The sequence below is a fragment of the Nostocoides veronense genome, from assembly GCF_039531185.1.
In the GTDB taxonomy this organism is placed as follows: domain Bacteria; phylum Actinomycetota; class Actinomycetes; order Actinomycetales; family Dermatophilaceae; genus Nostocoides_A; species Nostocoides_A veronense.
Window position 1 is genome coordinate 26,177 of sequence record NZ_BAAAPO010000008.1, and the last position, 16,144, is coordinate 42,320.

Annotated in this window: 16 protein-coding genes; 11 read left to right on the forward strand and 5 right to left on the reverse strand. The window is 68.9% G+C overall.

Annotated features, from left to right (window positions below):
- Window position 1: 1 nt before the first annotated feature.
- On the reverse strand, window positions 2-1,738 hold the full coding sequence (locus ABD225_RS02605) for a glycerol-3-phosphate dehydrogenase/oxidase (protein ID WP_344080840.1): 1,737 nt from the start codon (window positions 1,736-1,738) through the stop codon (window positions 2-4).
- Window positions 1,739-1,814: 76 nt separating this feature from the next.
- Between ABD225_RS02605 and glpK the strand changes: the two genes are divergently transcribed.
- Together glpK and ABD225_RS02615 are read left to right on the forward strand one after the other, a co-directional pair.
- On the forward strand, window positions 1,815-3,338 hold the full coding sequence (glpK, locus tag ABD225_RS02610) for a glycerol kinase GlpK (RefSeq protein ID WP_344080843.1): 1,524 nt from the start codon (window positions 1,815-1,817) through the stop codon (window positions 3,336-3,338).
- A gap of 9 nt (window positions 3,339-3,347) precedes the next feature.
- Window positions 3,348-3,950, forward strand: a complete 603-nt coding sequence (locus tag ABD225_RS02615; protein WP_344080846.1) for a class I SAM-dependent methyltransferase — start codon at window positions 3,348-3,350, stop codon at window positions 3,948-3,950.
- Window positions 3,951-3,993: 43 nt separating this feature from the next.
- On the opposite strand, the gene dapF is transcribed toward ABD225_RS02615, so the two are convergent.
- The 3 genes from dapF to def are packed head-to-tail and all read right to left on the reverse strand — an operon-like array spanning window position 3,994 to window position 6,372.
- Window positions 3,994-4,857, reverse strand: a complete 864-nt coding sequence (gene dapF, locus ABD225_RS02620; protein ID WP_344080849.1) for a diaminopimelate epimerase — start codon at window positions 4,855-4,857, stop codon at window positions 3,994-3,996.
- A 19-nt stretch (window positions 4,858-4,876) separates the two neighbouring features.
- Window positions 4,877-5,800, reverse strand: coding sequence for a tRNA (adenosine(37)-N6)-dimethylallyltransferase MiaA (gene miaA, locus ABD225_RS02625; RefSeq protein ID WP_344080852.1), 924 nt, complete (start codon window positions 5,798-5,800; stop codon window positions 4,877-4,879).
- Window positions 5,800-6,372, reverse strand: coding sequence for a peptide deformylase (gene def / locus ABD225_RS02630; protein WP_344080854.1), 573 nt, complete (start codon window positions 6,370-6,372; stop codon window positions 5,800-5,802). The genes miaA and def overlap by 1 nt, the downstream gene beginning before the upstream one ends.
- Window positions 6,373-6,519: 147 nt before the next feature.
- On the opposite strand from def, the gene ABD225_RS02635 reads away from it, so the two are divergent.
- Window positions 6,520-6,708: an antitoxin gene (locus ABD225_RS02635; RefSeq protein WP_344080857.1), complete on the forward strand. Its 189-nt coding sequence runs from the start codon at window positions 6,520-6,522 to the stop codon at window positions 6,706-6,708.
- A gap of 201 nt (window positions 6,709-6,909) precedes the next feature.
- A complete protein-coding gene (locus ABD225_RS02640; protein WP_344080860.1) occupies window positions 6,910-7,329 on the forward strand; it encodes a hypothetical protein in 420 nt (139 codons plus the stop codon).
- Between the two features lie 136 nt (window positions 7,330-7,465).
- Here the strand turns inward: ABD225_RS02640 and miaB are convergent, their stop codons facing one another.
- On the reverse strand, window positions 7,466-8,983 hold the full coding sequence (gene miaB / locus ABD225_RS02645; protein WP_344080862.1) for a tRNA (N6-isopentenyl adenosine(37)-C2)-methylthiotransferase MiaB: 1,518 nt from the start codon (window positions 8,981-8,983) through the stop codon (window positions 7,466-7,468).
- Window positions 8,984-9,098: 115 nt separating this feature from the next.
- On the opposite strand from miaB, the gene ABD225_RS02650 reads away from it, so the two are divergent.
- The 7 genes from ABD225_RS02650 (at window position 9,099) to ABD225_RS02680 (ending at window position 15,918) form a co-directional block, all read left to right on the forward strand.
- Window positions 9,099-9,554, forward strand: a complete 456-nt coding sequence (locus ABD225_RS02650; protein ID WP_344080864.1) for a hypothetical protein — start codon at window positions 9,099-9,101, stop codon at window positions 9,552-9,554.
- Between the two features lie 22 nt (window positions 9,555-9,576).
- Window positions 9,577-10,338: a LamB/YcsF family protein gene (locus tag ABD225_RS02655; RefSeq protein ID WP_344080867.1), complete on the forward strand. Its 762-nt coding sequence runs from the start codon at window positions 9,577-9,579 to the stop codon at window positions 10,336-10,338.
- Between the two features lie 6 nt (window positions 10,339-10,344).
- On the forward strand, window positions 10,345-10,965 hold the full coding sequence (locus tag ABD225_RS02660; RefSeq protein WP_344080870.1) for a 5-oxoprolinase subunit B family protein: 621 nt from the start codon (window positions 10,345-10,347) through the stop codon (window positions 10,963-10,965).
- On the forward strand, window positions 10,962-11,816 hold the full coding sequence (locus ABD225_RS02665; RefSeq protein ID WP_344080873.1) for a 5-oxoprolinase subunit C family protein: 855 nt from the start codon (window positions 10,962-10,964) through the stop codon (window positions 11,814-11,816). Before ABD225_RS02660 ends, ABD225_RS02665 begins: the two co-directional genes overlap by 4 nt.
- A gap of 21 nt (window positions 11,817-11,837) precedes the next feature.
- Window positions 11,838-12,488: a DUF6891 domain-containing protein gene (locus ABD225_RS02670; protein WP_344080876.1), complete on the forward strand. Its 651-nt coding sequence runs from the start codon at window positions 11,838-11,840 to the stop codon at window positions 12,486-12,488.
- Window positions 12,489-12,642: 154 nt separating this feature from the next.
- Window positions 12,643-14,802: a RecQ family ATP-dependent DNA helicase gene (locus tag ABD225_RS02675; RefSeq protein ID WP_344080879.1), complete on the forward strand. Its 2,160-nt coding sequence runs from the start codon at window positions 12,643-12,645 to the stop codon at window positions 14,800-14,802.
- 75 nt (window positions 14,803-14,877) lie between these two features.
- Window positions 14,878-15,918, forward strand: a complete 1,041-nt coding sequence (locus ABD225_RS02680) for an HNH endonuclease signature motif containing protein (RefSeq protein WP_344080882.1) — start codon at window positions 14,878-14,880, stop codon at window positions 15,916-15,918.
- The last annotated feature ends 226 nt before the right edge of the window (window positions 15,919-16,144 follow it).

Consider the following 16,144-nt stretch of genomic DNA (forward strand, 5'->3'; position numbering starts at 1 on the left):
GCTATTTCTCGGGCACCTGGCCATCCGCGGTGCGCCGCGGAATGTTCAGCCGGGCATCGCGGGCCGAGGTGCGCTCGGCGTTCGCTTCCTGGTCGTCCGCCATCTGCTGGCTCTCCCGCTCGGCCTGCACGCGCTGGGTATAGAGCTGCACCTCTTGCGCGATTCGGGCCTCGTCCCAACCCAGCACCGGGGCGACGAGTTCGGCCACGGCCGCCGCCGAATCGACTCCACGGGAGGGGGTTTCGATAGAGATTCGCGTTCGGCGTGCGAGCAGGTCGTCCAGGTGCAGCGCGCCCTCGTGGGTGGCGGCATACAGCAGCTCTACCCGGAGGTACTCCTCCGCACCGGGCAGCGGTTCGTAGAGGCTCGGGTCGCCGTCGGCGAGCTCGAAGATTTCGTTGACGAGCGAGCCGTAACGACCGAGGAGGTGATCGAGGCGCCATACGGGCAGATCGACCTTGCGGGAGAGACGGTCGAGCTGGTTCATCAGGGCGGGGTAGCCATCAGCGCCGAGCAGCGGGATGTGCTCGGTGACACTATCGGCGACGCCCGGGCCAATGTCTTCGCGGGCGGCGTCGATGGCGTCGGCGGCCATCACGCGATAGGTCGTGTACTTGCCCCCGGCGATCGAGATCAGCCCCGGCTGCGGGCGGGCAACGGCATGCTCACGGGAGAGTTGCGAGGTCTGCTCGTCCTCGCCGGAGAGCAGGGGGCGCAGGCCGGCATACACACCCTGAATATCGGCATGGGTGATGGGTGCGGTGAGCACCGAGTTGACTTGCGAGAGAAGGTAATCGATGTCGGCCTTGCTCGCGGCGGGGTGCGCGAGGTCGAGGTTCCAGTCGGTGTCGGTCGTGCCGATGATCCAGTGCGTGCCCCACGGGATGACGAAGAGAACCGAGGATTCCGTGCGCAGGATCAGCCCGACCTCGGAGTTGATCCGATCGCGGGCGACGACGATGTGGATGCCCTTCGACGCCCGCACATTGAAGCGGCCGCGCCCGCCGGCGAGGGTCTGGATCTCGTCGGTCCACACGCCCGTGCAGTTGACGACGACCGATGCCGAGACGGTGGCTCTGGTGCCGGTCTCGATGTCCTCGACGACGGCACCGGTGATGCGCTCCCCGGCCCGGGTCAACTCGACCACGCGGGCTGAGTTGAGGACGGTCGCGCCATAGGCCGCAGCGGTGCGGGCGAGCGTGAAGGTGTGGCGCGCGTCGTCCATCTGCGCGTCGTAATAGAGCAATGCGCCCGTCAGGGAATCCTTGCGCAGCGCGGGCACCAGCCGGCGAGCGCCATTGCGACTGAGTTGCTTGTGCCCGGGCACCGACCGAGCGCCGCCCATGTTGTCGTAGAGCGTCAGCCCGGCCGTGACATAGGGCCGCTCCCACGCGCGGTGCGTCAGGGGATAGAGGAAGGAGACCGGCTTGACCAGATGCGGCGCGAGTCGGGTCAGGGCCAACTCCCGCTCCTTCAGCGCCTCGCGGACCAGGCCGAAATCGAGCTTCTCGAGATAGCGCAAGCCGCCATGCATCAACTTGCTGGATCGGGAGGAGGTTCCGGAGGCGAAATCGCGCTGCTCGACAAGGGCGACGGACAGGCCGCGGGTCGCGGCATCCAGCGCGGCACCGGCACCGGTCACCCCGCCGCCGATGACGAGCACGTCGAAATCGCGCTGCCCGAGCCGGTTCCAGGCCTTGGCGCGGTATGCGGGGTCGATGCGCGGTGGGGTCGCCATACCGGCATTGTGCCAAGACGGCTAGGTTGACTCCCGAATCGCACCCCGTGATGAAGGCGACGAAGGAGCATCACCCGTGAGCGAGCCGACATACGTCCTGGCCGTGGACCAGGGCACCACGAGCACCCGAGCCATCCTGTTCGACCACTCCGGCTCGGTGGTCGCGGTGGACCAGCGCGAGCACGAGCAGATCTTCCCCCGCGCGGGCTGGGTCGAGCACGACGGTCACGAGGTGTGGGAGAACACCCGGATGGTCATCGGCGGCGCCCTCGGCAAGGCCAATGTCAACCGGTCAGCGGTGGCCGCTGTCGGCATCACCAACCAGCGCGAGACGACGATCGTCTGGGACCGCACCACGGGTCAGCCGATCGCGAATGCCATTGTCTGGCAAGACACCCGGACGGGGCGGCTGGTGGAGGAGCTGGCCGGTGACGAAGGCCCACGCCGGTATGCCGATCGCACCGGCCTGCCGCTGGCGACCTATTTCGCCGGCCCCAAGGTCCGCTGGCTTCTCGACAATGTCGAGGGTGCCCGGGAGCGGGCCATGGCGGGCGACTTGCTCTTCGGGACGATGGATTCGTGGGTGCTGTGGAATCTCACCGGCGGCGCGGATGGCGGCTTGCACATCACCGATGTGACGAATGCCAGTCGCACGCTGCTGATGGATCTGCAGACGCTGCAATGGGATTCGGACCTGTGCGAGGCGATCGGCGTGCCGATGTCGATGCTCCCGCAGATCCGCTCCTCCTCGGAGGTCTATGGCGTCTGCCACCCCGGCATCCTGGACGGCGTGCCGGTCGCCGGGATCCTCGGCGACCAGCAAGCAGCGACCTTCGGGCAAGGCTGCCTCGAGCGCGGAATGGCCAAGAACACCTATGGCACCGGCAACTTCATGCTGCTCAACACCGGGACCGAGATCGTCCCGTCCGAGAATGGCCTGCTGACGACGGTCTGCTACCGCCTCGGTGACGAGCCGGCCGTCTATGCCCTGGAAGGGTCGATCGCCGTCACCGGATCGCTGATCCAGTGGTTGCGCGACAACCTCGACATCATTTCGGCCGCCCCGGAGGTCGAGAGGCTGGCCCGGTCAGTGGACGACAACGGCGGTGCGTATGTCGTGCCTGCCTTCTCCGGTCTGTTTGCGCCGTATTGGCGCCCGGATGCGCGCGGGGCCATCGTCGGGTTGACGCGCTTCGTCAACCGCGGCCACATCGCGCGGGCCGCGTTGGAGTCCACGGCATACCAAACCCACGATGTGCTGGAAGCGATGAATGCCGACTCCGGTGTCGCCCTGACCGAATTGAAGGTCGACGGCGGCATGACCGCAAATGACACCCTCATGCAATTCCAGGCCGACATCCTCGGGGTCGATGTGATCCGGCCGGTGGTGGCCGAGACGACGGCCTTGGGGGCTGCGTATGCCGCTGGCTTGGCCGTGGGGTATTGGTCCAGCACCGACGACATTCGGGCGAACTGGCAGGAGGGCAAGCGGTGGTCGCCGGTTATGGACGGGGGGGATCGCGACCGGCTGTTGCGTGGCTGGGACAAGGCCGTGCAGCGCACCCTCGACTGGGTCGATGAGGACGTCGAACAGGACTGATCGAGCACGATGAGCGAGCACTACTTCACCGCCCAGCCGGCGAGCGAGGCGGACCTTCGGGAGCGCACGGTGACGCTGGCGGGTCGCGAGTTGCCGGTCACCGTCGCCTCCGGCATCTTCTCGCCCGAAGCGATCGACCGCGGGACGGCAGTGCTCTTGCGCGAGGCGCCGGAGCCGCCGGCGGAAGGCACCTTCCTCGATCTCGGCTGCGGTTGGGGGCCGATCGCTCTCACCCTAGCTCTGCACTCCCCCGCAGCCACGGTGTATGCCGTGGACGTCAACGAACGCGCGCTGGATCTGTTGCGGCGCAACGCTTCTCGGCACTCATTGACGGGGGTTCGACCGACGGGACCGGACGGCATACCCGAGGATGTGCGCTTCGATCTGATCTGGTCCAATCCGCCGATCCGCATCGGCAAGGCTGCGCTGCACGAGGTGCTGACGCGGTGGCTGCCGCGGCTCGCGGCGGGCGGATCGGCATACCTCGTGGTCGGGAAGCAACTCGGGGCGGACTCGCTGCAGCGCTGGATCGCCCAGCAATGGCCGGACTTCGTGGTCGAGAGGTATGCCAGCGACAAAGGCTTCCGGGTGCTGCGGGTGCTCGCGCCCTGACTCACGCAGGCCGCCACCGAGCGGACGGATAAATCCGCCTCGGTCAGGGCAAGTCGACGGTGCCGTCGGCGACGAGCACGGCCGGGCCGGTGAGTTCGACGTGACCGTCCTGACGGATCGCCACGCGCAGCCGGCCACCGGGCACATCGACGGTCCACGGACGGTCACCATCGAGGTCGCCCGCCCACAGGTGCGTGGCGACGGCGGCGGCGGCAATGCCGGTGCCGCACGATTCGGTCTCCCCCACGCCGCGCTCGTGGACGCGCATGGCGATATGGCCGGGGCCGAGGATGTGGACGAATTCGACATTGGTGCCCGCTGCCGGGGCGGGGTTGACGGTCGGCTGCTCGGTGAGGTCGAGCGCGGCCAGGTCGACGGCGGGTGGCACGGCGACGACGGTGTGGGGATTGCCCATGTTGATGCGCAGGGCCGAGAAGGGTTCGTGGCCGGGCACATGGACCAGCGCGTCAATGCCGTCGGCGCCCTCGGCCTCGTCTTCATAGCGCCACGGCCCCATATCGACAACGACATCATCGCCCTCGAAGCGGACCTGCTTGACGCCAGCTCGCGTGGCAACGCCGAAACCCGTTGCGGGAGCGAGGCCCTCGCGTCGAAGCCAGGTCGCAAACACCCGGACGCCATTGCCGCACATCTCGGCGATGCTGCCATCGGCATTGCGGTAATCCATGAACCAGGGCGCCGCCTCGGCGTGGTGTCGAACCGTCTCATCGGTCGCGGTCGCAGTGGGTGCGATCCGGATGACACCATCGCCACCGATCCCGGAGCGGCGATCCGCCAAGGCGGCGGTCGCGGAGGCCGTTAGGGCGAACTCGCCTTCGCGGTCGTCGAGCAGGACGAAATCGTTGCGGGTGCCGTGCCCTTTGGTGAATCGGACGGTGCGCGTCATGGCTCCATTGTCCGGCACCTTAGGAGTGCCTCGCGCGCTGGACCTGGTCGAGCGCCTGCTGTAGAAGGTCCGGTGCGCCGGCGTCGAGCCAGTGAATCCGCGGATCGGGCCGGAACCAGCTTTCCTGCCGCCGGACCAAACGCCGGGTCGCCTGGGCGGTCGCGTCGATCGCGTCATCCTGCGTCAGTTCGCCGTCCCATTGCGCAAGCGCCTGCTGATAGCCAATGGCGGTGCGGGCCGTGCGACCCTCGCGCAGTCCTCGACGGATCAGGTCGCCGACTTCGGCGAGGAGGCCGTCAGTCCACATCCGCTGCGTGCGTATGCCGATCCGCTCATCGAGCGCCTCCCGCGCCATGCGCAGACCAATCGTGATGGTGGGCACCCGATAGGAGCGCTGCGGCAGGGCGGCGAGAAATGGCTGGCCCGTGAGTTCGTTCACCTCTAATGCCCGGACCACGCGACGGGCATTGGTCGGCAGGATATGTTGTGCCGCAACGGGATCTAGGCGAGCCAACTCCTGGTGAGCGGCCTGCGGGCCGTGCGTGTCCGCATACTCCTGCCACCGGGCACGGACCACAGGATCGGTCGGGGGGATGTCGAGCGCGTCGAGGGCGGCGCGGACATACAACCCGCTCCCCCCGACGAGAATGGGCACCCGGCCGGTCGCGGCGATCGCCTCCAGATCAGCCCGAGCCGCGCGCTGGTAGGCCGCGAGGCTCGCCTCCTCGCGCACGTCCAGGACGTCGAGTTGGTGATGGGGTATGCCGCGCCGCTCCTCCAGAGGCAGCTTCGCCGTGCCGATGTCCATCCCGCGATAGAGCTGCATCGCGTCGGCATTGACGATCTCGCCATCGAGCCGCTCCGCGAGGTCCAGCGCAACGGCCGACTTGCCCGTGGCGGTCGCGCCGACGATGGCGATGACCGGCGCCGCAGGCTGGGCCATCAGTGACCGAAGGGGTCCGGATCGACGCCGGGCATCCACGTCAGGCCCGCGACGCCCCAGCCTTCGCCGCGAATTGCCTTGCGCGCCTTCTTCTTCCAGCGTTCGTCGAGGCGATCGACATAGAGGAAGCCGTTGAGATGGTCGTACTCGTGCTGCATACACCGGGCAAACCAGCCGGTCGTCGAGAAGGCCAGCTCGCGGCCCTCGCGGTCGAATCCGGTGACCTCGGCGCGCTCCCCACGACGCAGGGGGTAGTGCAGCCCCGGCACGGAAAGGCAGCCTTCGGACTCGTCATCCTTGTCCGGCTTGCCCTCCGGGGGTTTCGTGGCACGGACAAAGGGGTTGACGATGACCCCGGTCTCGGGGACGCCATCCTCATTGGCCATCTGCCACGTGAACACGCGCAGCCCGACTCCGACTTGGGGCGCCGCGAGGCCCACACCATTGGCCGCGAGCTGGGTCTCGAACATGTCGTCGATGAGTTGCTGCAGGTCAGGACCAAAGTCGGTGACAACCTCGGCTCGACGGTGCAGGACCGGCTCACCGGTGATCGTTATGGGGCGCGCGGGCATACCTCCATTGTCGGCCATGCGCTGGTCCGCGAGTCACAGGCAACTCCCAGTTAAAGCACTGACCAAAAGGGTGGTCTCGTGCTTAGAGTGGGGGCGAACGCGGATGCCGGCCGGCACTCGTGAGCCGAGCGAAAGGAGTCGAGACATATGGGATTTCTTGACGACGCAAAGGGCAAGCTTGAGGACCTCGTCGGAAACAACCCCGACAAGGTCGAAGAGCTGAGCGACCAGGGCATCGAGAAGGCGTCGGACCTCGCGGACAACGCGACCGGCGGCAAGTTCTCGGACCACATCGACTCCGCTGGCCAGAAGGCCGATGAGGCCATCGGGCAGTAGTTGCCCCGCACGCCGTGAGCGGGCACCCGGATCACCGGGTGCCCGCTCGTTGCGTTCACCCCTAGGGGTGAATTTGCCGAGATCTTTGGGTCGTGGCCCAAGTCCCCGATCGCTAGACGAGGGTCAGGAAGTCGGCGGGTGCTAAAACTTCGGAACCGGCGCGGCGAGGCACCGGAAGCCACCGAGGACAGGGAGCGCACCGTGGGATTCATCGATGACATGAAGGACAAAGCCGACGACGCGTGGGACGCGACCAAAGACAAGGCCGACGACGCCGGCGACGCGGCGGGTGACGCCTGGGACGCGACCAAGGACAAGGCCGAGGACGCTGCTGATTCGGTCGGCGACGCCTGGGACAGCACCAAGGACAATGCGGCAGATGCCGCGGACTCCGTCGGTGACGGCGCGGACAACACCGGCGACTCCGCAAGCGACGCCTGGGATTCGGCCAAGGACTCCGCGGGCGACGCGTGGGATGCCACCAAGGACGCCGCCGGCGACGCCAAGGACGCGGCCTCGGACGCGTGGGATGACGCAAAAGATGGCGTCGACTCGCCCGACAACAACCGCGGCCTCGACGCCGACGGCAATCCGGTGGGCGAGGACCCGCGCTTCGCCTGATCCTTTCCGTCGGGCCTGACCACCCGACTCGACACCGCCGCCGGGCGCGCACGCGCTCTGGCGGCGGTTCGGCTTTAACCGGCCTGACCAGGACGTATGCCGTACGGCTGGGTTGCACGTGGCCAGCCGGGGTGGCCTAGCTGCAGGAGGGAGCGGCGATGCGGGGCGGGGCGCCGAGGGACGGCATACCCAAGGAGACGGCGGGCTTGACGCGCGGGGCGCCCGCAGGGGCGCCCTCGTTGAGGGCGGCCCAGGCGTCGCCGCCGGGGCTGCGGCGCACGGCATACGCCCCGCCCTGGATGCCCGAGTCGGCGATCAGGTGGTGGGGAGCGCCATAGGTGACGCCGACGGTGACGAGGTCGCCGGGGCGAGCGCGATCCGCGCCCTCGGGCACAGAGAAGTGCACGAGCCGGTTGTCGCGGGCGCGGCCCGACATCCGCGCGGTCGCCTCGTCCTTGCGGCCCTCACCAGGGGCAACGAGGACCTCGACTTCACGGCCCTCCTGCGTGCGGTTCTCGGCCCAGGAGATGTCCTCCTGCAGCGCGATGAGCCGGTCAAAGCGTTCCTGCACAACGGCTTTCGGGAGTTGGTCGGGCATCGTGGCGGCGGGCGTGCCGGGGCGGATGGAGTACTGGAAGGTGAAGGCCGAGGAGAACCGGGAGGCCGCGACAACCCTCAGCGTCTCGTCGAAGTCGGCATCGGTCTCGCCGGGAAAGCCGACGATGATGTCGGTCGTGATCGCCGCGTGCGGGATCTGCGCGCGGACCTTGTCGAGGATGCCGAGGAACTTCTCCGAGCGGTAGCTGCGGCGCATCGCCTTCAGGACCCGGTCTGATCCGGACTGCAGCGGCATGTGCAGTTGCGGCATGACATTGGGGGTCGAGGCCATCGCGTCGATGACGTCATCCGTGAACGCCGCCGGGTGCGGGCTGGTGAAGCGCACCCGCTCGAGCCCCTCGATGTCGCCGCAGGCGCGCAGCAGCTTGGCGAAGGCGCCCTTGTCGCCGAACTCCACCCCATAGGTGTTGACATTCTGGCCGAGCAGCGTTACCTCGATAACTCCCTGGGAGACAAGGGCTTCGATCTCAGCGAGGATCTCGCCGGGGCGGCGGTCCTGCTCCTTGCCGCGCAGGCTGGGGACGATGCAGAAAGTGCACGTGTTGTTGCAGCCGACCGAGATCGAGACCCACCCGGCATACGCGCTGTCGCGGCGCGTGGGGAGGGTGGAAGGGAAGACCTCCAGGGATTCGAGGATTTCGACCTCGGCGCGCTTGTTGTGGCGGGCGCGGTCGAGCAACGCCGGGAGCGAGCCGATGTTGTGGGTGCCGAAGACGACATCGACCCACGGGGCGCGCTCGACGATGGCGCCGCGGTCCTTTTGCGCCAGGCAGCCGCCGACCGCGATCTGCAGGTCGGGCTTCTTGAGCTTGGCCTGGCGCAGGGTGCCGAGATTGCCGTAGAGCTTGTTGTCGGCGTTCTCGCGCACCGCGCAGGTGTTGAAGACCACGACATCGGCCACCTCGGGCCGCTCGCCCGCCGGGAGGCTGGCGATGTCGACATAGCCCGCCGTCTCGAGCAGGCCGGAGAGCCGCTCGGAGTCGTGGACGTTCATCTGGCAGCCGTGAGTGCGGACGTCGTAGTACTTCTCATTCATCGCCCGTCAAGGGTACGTGCTGCGCCCGTCAACCCCCTCCCCCGCTCGCGCGTGCAGGAGGTATGACGCCGCACCAGCTCGTTCGCCGCTCACCGCGCCCACGCTTCCGGGCGCGGTGGAGCCGTTCACCGCCTTCCTCCTCAACCCCAGCGTGGCCGCGGCTGCCGCGGTGCCCTTTGCGGACACGGTGCGCCTGGGGCTTGGCCCGACGCTCTATCAACGAGTCCCCAGAGGCGATCTGGCGAATCAGGACCGATGGCGGGTGACGCCCCCGGACAACCTCTTTCGGGCCAGCGTCGGACCGTTCTCGGCGTTGGCGACCGCGCGCGCCTTCCTAGACCGGCCGGGCGCCCCGACGGATCCACGGGAGGCGTTCGCGGTGGCGGGCGGTCCGCATACGGACTGCTTCGGGAACGCCAGCCCGGCGCCGGAATCGCTGGCGAGCGCGGACCGGATCAGCCTCACCCCCGCGGAGGGCACGATCGACAGCTGTATCCAGTGGTTCAGCGTCGACGCCTTCCTGGTCGACGGGGCGATCGTTGCGGTGACCCTCGACATCGGGGAGCCGTAGGTCGTCGCGCGACAATGGGCGGGTGAGCACGATTGATCTCAATGCCGACATCGGGGAGGGTTTCGGGCGGTGGTCGCTGACGGACGACGCCGGCTTGCTCGATGTCGTCACCAGCGCGAATGTCGCGTGCGGCTTCCACGCGGGCGATCCCGCGACGATGCAGCGCGTCTGCCGGTTAGCGGCGGAGCGGGGCGTGGCGATCGGGGCGCAGGTTTCCTATCGGGACCTGGCGGGTTTCGGGCGGCGCTTCATCGAGGTCGAGTCGGCCGAACTGACCGCTGACGTGATCTATCAGATCGGGGCGTTGGAGGCCTTTGCCCGGGCGGCGGGCACGCGGGTGTCCTATGTGAAGCCGCACGGCGCGCTCTACAACGCGGTCGTGCACCACGAGGCGCAGGCGGCGGCCTTGGTGGCCGCCGTCTTGTCGTATGACGGGCAGCTCGACGTCCTCGGCCTGCCCGGTTCCCGCTGGCTCGCCCTCGCCGGGGAGGTCGGATTGCGCACTGTCGCAGAGGGTTTCGTGGACCGCGGCTACACCGCTCAGGGCACTTTGGTGCCGCGCTCGGAGGTGGGCGCCTTTGTCGAGGAGTCGGCGATGCCCGCCCGGGCGGTGCGTATGGCGCGTGAGTACCTCGTCGATGCCGTCGACGGATCGTCGATCCCGGCAGCGGTCGAGAGCCTGTGCGTGCACGGCGACTCCCCCGGTGCGCTCGCTAACGCCCGTGCGGTGCGCGCGGCATTGGAGGGCGCCGGGGTGCGGCTGGCTGCTTTCGTGGCGGAGTGAGTGCCGGTGCAGCTGTTGCCGTGTGGCTCCGAAGCGCTTCTGGCGCAATTCGATTCGCTGGATGCGGCGCTGGACTTCGATGCGGCGGTCGGCGCCGCCGCGATCCACGGGGTCGTCGAGACGGTGCCCGCGGCGCGGACCGTATTGGTCATTTTCGACCCATTAGTGACCGGCCCTGATCTGCTCGCCGGGCACTTACGGCGCGTGGCTTCCCGGCCTGCGTCCCCGCGGCCCGCGGAGGCGAGCGCGGACATCGAGATTCCCGTCGTCTATGACGGGCCGGACCTGGATGACGTCGCCCGGCACCTGGGGATTGCACCCGCGGAGGTGGTGGGACGGCATACGGCATGCCCCTGGCGGGTCGGGTTTGCGGGGTTCGCCCCCGGCTTCGCCTACCTCCTCGGCGACGGCTCGCTGGAAGTGCCGCGCCGGGCCGAGCCTCGGGTGCGCGTCCCGGCGGGGTCCGTGGCATTGGCCGGGGAGTTCGGCGGCATCTATCCGCGCGACTCCCCCGGCGGCTGGCAGCTCATCGGCCGAACGGACGCGGTCCTGTGGGACGCCGCACGACCCGAGCCAGCTTTGCTCGTGCCTGGGCGGCACGTGCGGTTCGTGGCGGTGGCGCCGTGAGTTTCGTGATCGAGGCGTCTGGGTTGTTGGCGTCGGTGCAAGACCTCGGGCGGCCGGGGTACGCGCGGCTCGGCGTCAGTCGGGGTGGTGCCGCGGATCGCGGCGCGCTGCGCCTGGCGAACCGGCTCGTCGGCAATCCCGAGGACGCCGCCGGGATCGAGGTCACCGCCGGCGGCTTCCAGGCGTATGCCGAGCGCGACCTCCTGCTCGCCGTCACCGGCGCGGTGGGTCCTGTCCGGATCGGCGGGCGCGCGGTGGGGACGAACGCGCCGGAGACGTGGCGGCACGGTGAGTCACTAGAGATTGGCGCGCCCACGGCGGGCCTGCGTTCCTATCTCGGCGTCGCAGGCGGCGTCGCGACGACGGTGGTGCTGGGGTCACGGTCATACAGCCGGCTCGGGGACCTCGGCGCGCCCCTGAGTGCCGGCGAGCGGGTTCCGGTGGGGCGAGCCCCCGGCAAACATCCCGTGGTGGAGCATGCCGCGGTGCCGCCGCCCGCGACCGGCGAGCTGACCCTCGCGGCCACCCTGGGGCCGCGCGCGGGCTGGTTCGACGAGGCGGCCCGCGCGACGCTGCTGGCCGAGTCCTTCACGGTCACCGGGGAACTGGACCGCACGGGCGTACGCCTGGACGGGCCGGCCATCCACAGGATGACGGACGCGGAGTTGCCGAGCGAAGGGATGATGCGTGGCGCCGTGCAGATCCCCGCTGGTGGGCGACCGATCATCTTTCTCAGTGATCACCCGGCGACGGGTGGCTACCCCGTGCCGCTGGTGCTGACGCCTGCTGCTGCGGACGCGGCAGCCCAACTCGTGCCGGGAATGTCGGTGCGGTTCGCCCTGTGCGGCTAAGGGATTGGGTTGGATAGGCGCATGACTGAACCCATGCCTCGCGAGCCGGTCACCCGGGGTCACGCCACGTTCCAGAGCGCCTACCCGCCGAGCGAGGAGACCTTCGCTGGCGACATCATGCTGCGGCTGGCGGGCGGGGTGTGGGAGGACACCGACGAGATCCGCGACCACTTCGTGGAGACGGCGGAGGATATTGACGACTACTACCCGGACGGGCCGGCAAGTGCCGACGACGTGCCAGGGATCTTCGATCGGGTGCTCGCGGAATACCGCCGCGTGGTGACCGATGTGTCCTATGACGCGGCCTTCCTGACCGCGCTGCCGGAGCTGCTGCTGAGCCGCGGCATCGTCATGTCGTGGGGCGACGGCTTCGACACCGGCGAGGCGGTGGAGTATGCCGCGGAGCTCGCCGAGGTTGCCCGGGACGAGGGCTATTCGGTGCGCGGCTACGCCTATGTGCACACCCAGGACATCGACCGGTTGGTGATGACCGGGCACCTGTTCGTCGGCTTCGGTGTTTTCGGCGACCGTGATGATGCGGCTGCTCGCGCGATCGGGCAGGAGATCGTCGACATCCTGCGCGCCGCCGACCTGCCGGTCGAGTGGACCGGCAGCACCGACGCCCGCATCGAGTCTCAGCCGCTGCTCTACGAATTCCCCATCGACGACTGAGTCGGGTTGCGGCGGTGCACTTTTCCGCCCATTGCCGGAACGTGGACATACGCAACGGATCATTACCGTTGCGTATGTCCATGTTGTCTCCCATGAGCGTGGCTGCCATTGGCGGACGGCGGGGTTGTCGGTGGCGCGGCATACGGTCTTGGGTATGACGAAACTCGCCACCTCCGCCACCGAGGCTGACCGCGGCACGCCTGAGCGCGACGCGCACGCGCGCCTGCTGTCCAGCGCCACCGCCGCGCTGCGCCGGCTCGTCGGGCGGGAGGATGCGCAATTCCGAGATGGGCAGTTCGACGCGATCGAGGCGTTGGTGGCTGGCCGGGCGCGGGTGCTGGTGATCCAGCGCACCGGATGGGGGAAGTCGGCGGTCTATTTCGTCGCCACCGCGCTGCGCCGGGCTGAGGGCGCCGGCCCGACGGTCATCATCTCTCCCCTGCTCGCGCTCATGCGCGACCAGATCGGTGCCGCCGAGCGCGCGGGGATTCGAGCGGTGACGATGAACTCCGCCAATGCGACCGACTGGGACGACGTGCGTGCTGCTCTCGCGGCGGACGAGGTCGACGTGCTTCTCGTCTCGCCGGAACGTCTCAACAACCCGCGCTTCCGCGAGGAGCAATTGCCCGATCTCGCGCGCCGGTGCGGGCTGCTCGTGGTCGACGAAGCGCACTGCATCAGCGACTGGGGTCACGACTTCCGGCCCGACTATCGCCGCATCCGTGATCTGCTCGACGGCCTGCCGCCGGACACGCCCGTGCTGGCGACCACGGCCACCGCCAATGCCCGAGTGGTCAGTGACGTCGAGGGGCAACTGGCCACTGGCGGGGGTTCTGTGACGACGATCCGCGGCGGGCTCGCTCGGGATTCGTTGCGACTGGGCGTGCTGCGCTCGATGAGTCCAGAGCAACGCTTGGGCTGGCTGATCGCGCATCTCGGCGATCTTCCAGGCAGCGGGATCGTCTATGTGCTGACCGTCAGCGGTGCGGAGGACATCGCCTCGGCGCTGCGGGCGGCGGGGCACGAGGTGGCGGCATACACCGGGCGGACCGATCCCGCCGATCGCGAGCGACTCGAAAACTCGTTGCGGCACAACCACATCAAGGCGCTCGTGGCGACTTCTGCACTCGGTATGGGCTTCGACAAGCCCGACCTCGGGTTCGTCGTGCACGTGGGAGCACCCTCGTCGCCCGTCGCCTACTACCAGCAGGTCGGTCGCGCCGGGCGTGCCACCGAGCGCGCCGACGTCCTCCTGCTGCCCGGTCCGGAGGATCAGGACATCTGGCGCTACTTCGCCTCGGTGTCTATGCCGCGCGAGGAGCAGGCGAGTGCGGTGCTCACGGCGCTCGCGGAGTCCGGTCGGCCGCTATCCACCGCAGCCATCGAGACCATCGTCGATATTCGACGGACGCGGCTGGAACTGCTGATGAAGGTGCTCGACGTCGATGGCGCTGTCAACCGCGTCTCGGGTGGCTGGATGTCGACGGGGCACGCGTGGACGTATGACGCTGAGCGCTACGCCTGGGTGGCTCAGCAGCGGCAGGCTGAGCAGGACCAAATGCTCGCGTATGAACGTGGCGGTGAGTGCCGAATGGCTTTCCTGCAGGCGGCCTTGGACGACGAGACCGCCGCGCCGTGCGGGAGGTGCGACAACTGCGCTGGTGTCTGGTTCCCGACCGACGTGCCCGATCGCGTGATCGGCGCCGCCCGGGATCAGTTGACGCGGGTCGGCGTGCCCATCGAGCCGCGGGCGATGTGGCCGACGGGCATGGACCGTCTCGGGGTGACCTTGAAAGGCAAGATCGCGCCCGAATTGCAGGCCGCCGAAGGCCGTGCCTTGGCCAGACTGTCGGACCTCGGCTGGGGTCAGCGGCTGCGACCTCTCCTCGCGGCGGACGAGCCCGTGCCAGCCGAGTTGTTCCGAGCCGTCGTGCAGGTGCTCAAGGAATGGGGGTGGCAGGAGCGGCCGGTGGCGGTGGTCTCGATCCCCTCACGTGCTCGTCCGCACCTGGTGCGGTCACTCGCGGCCGGGATCGCCGAGGTCGGTCGCCTGCGCGACCTCGGTGACCTCGATCTGGTCGATGGCGGCCCGGTCGGTGAGGCGGGAGGCAACTCCGCCTTCCGGCTGGCCGGTGTATGGCAGCGGCTCGCCGTGGGTGCATCGCTCGCCGATGCTTTGGCTGGCATCCCGGGACCGGTGCTGCTGGTGGACGACTACGTCAACTCGCGCTGGACGATGACCGAGGCGGCGCGGGTGCTCCGTGAAGCCGGCGCTCCCGCTGTCCTGCCTCTGGTTCTCGCCATCGACGGCTGAGTCCCGCGCCTTGGTTCGAGGAGCCAGGCGCCCATCCTCCAGCACCGCGGGCTCAGGGAAGCCCTCGGCGCCGCAGTGCTCACCGGTCAAGCGTCCGTCGCGGCGGCGACCCTGGCACACGCCGAGATGCGGCGCCTCGCCCCGGACCTGCAACCCGACACCCTCGACACCGTGTGGGACGTGTACGCCGACTACGCGTGCGGCGGTGACGTTCGGGACATCCGGGCAATCCGGCCCGAACTGTATGCCCGGTTCGGGCGCCCCGACCGACTCGACGACCGCGACCAGCGAGCCCGCGCCCACCGCGCATTCAGCACCGGCACCCCCGACCCCGTCGACGGGCTCACCGAATACCGGCTACGACTCGACCCCGCCGGCGCCGCCATCGTCGAAGCCGCCCTCGACCCGCTAACCAAACCCGTACCCGGCCCCGACGGGGAAGCAGACACCCGCGCCTATGTGACACGCCGCGCCGACGCGCTCCTGGACCTTGTCAGCCGTGCCGTCCGGGCCGGCGACACCGTCCCCGCCCAGCCCGGCACCCAACTATCGCTTGTCGTGAAACTCGCCGACCTCCAAACCAGTTCAGCCGGCGGCCAGCCTTCCGGGTGCGGTCAGGCGATCGGTGGCGTCGACGCCGGCCGCTACCTCGCGCTTGCCACCACCCGCACCCTGTCCTGCGGCGCGGACATCGCCCCGATCGTGGTCGATGAGGCCGGGAACCCCGTCCTGATCGGAAGAACCAAACGCCTGTTCACCAGAGCCCAGATCCGGGCGTTACACACCCGCGACGGCGGATGCAGCTACCCAAGATGCTCCAAACCCGCCGGCTGGACCGACGCCCACCACCTCATCCACTGGATCGACGGCGGCCCCACCGAGATCAGCAATGCCGCCCTGCTCTGTAGCTACCACCACCACATCGTCCACACCCGACGCCTCACCGGCCACCTCACCACCACCCCACCACCAGACAGCGAAAAAGATTGCGTGGGAACGGAAAACGGCGTCGACGCTGATGGTGATGTCGGCGCGGTCCACCCGGTACGCGTCCGTGTCGAGTGGGACCTCACCCCCGGCAGCTACGACCGCGCCCTCGGGCAGCCAACGCGTTAAGTCAACCCGTGGCTGCCGCGTGTCCAAGTGACGGGCGGAGCGCACTGGGTGAAGCCCAGAGGGGCAGTCGAGGAGCGGAGTCGAGCGAGGCACGAGCGAGCGCAGCGACGAATCTCCTGCCCCGAGGGCTTCACCCACGAAGCAGAGCCCGCGCTCAGCCGTATCCATGGTCGACCCGAGTCGAGCGGAGCGCCCTGGGCGAACCCCAGAGGGGCAGTCGAGGAGC